The organism is Mesorhizobium sp. M1A.F.Ca.IN.020.06.1.1, from assembly GCF_004023265.1.
Classification (GTDB): Bacteria; Pseudomonadota; Alphaproteobacteria; order Rhizobiales; family Rhizobiaceae; genus Mesorhizobium.
On the sequence record NZ_RZSR01001799.1, the window covers coordinates 1 to 458 of the forward strand.

Annotated in this window: 1 pseudogene; it reads left to right on the forward strand. The window is 65.5% G+C overall.

What is annotated here, in order from left to right:
• Positions 1–458, forward strand: a pseudogene (locus EOA60_RS36970) (biotin--[acetyl-CoA-carboxylase] ligase); the annotation flags it as partial.

Below are 458 nucleotides of genomic sequence, written 5' to 3' on the forward strand. Positions count from 1 at the left end.
GGCTTGCATTGGCCGACGCGCTCGATGCCGTCGTCCCGCAAGGCCGGATCGCCGTTGGCCTGGACGGAGCCAGCGAAGGACGCAACCGCTTCGAGCTGAAATGGCCGAACGACGTGCTCGCCACCGGCGCCAAGCTTGCCGGCATCCTGCTGGAATCGACCCTGCTCGAAGGCGGCCGTTTCGCGGTTGCCGTCGGCATCGGCGTCAACGTCGTGGCATACCCCGAGGATCTGCCTTATCCGGCGACGTCGCTGCAGGCGCTGGGTGCCAATTGCGATGCCGAGATGCTGTTCCTGGCGCTCTCGGATGCCTGGAGCGAGAATTTCAGATTGTGGGACGACGGGCGGGGACTTAGCGCGATCAGGAAACGCTGGTTGGCGCGCGCCGCGGGGCTCGGCGGCGAGGTTGCTGTCAGAATTGACGGCAATGTGGTGCGCGGCGTCTTCGAAACCATTGAC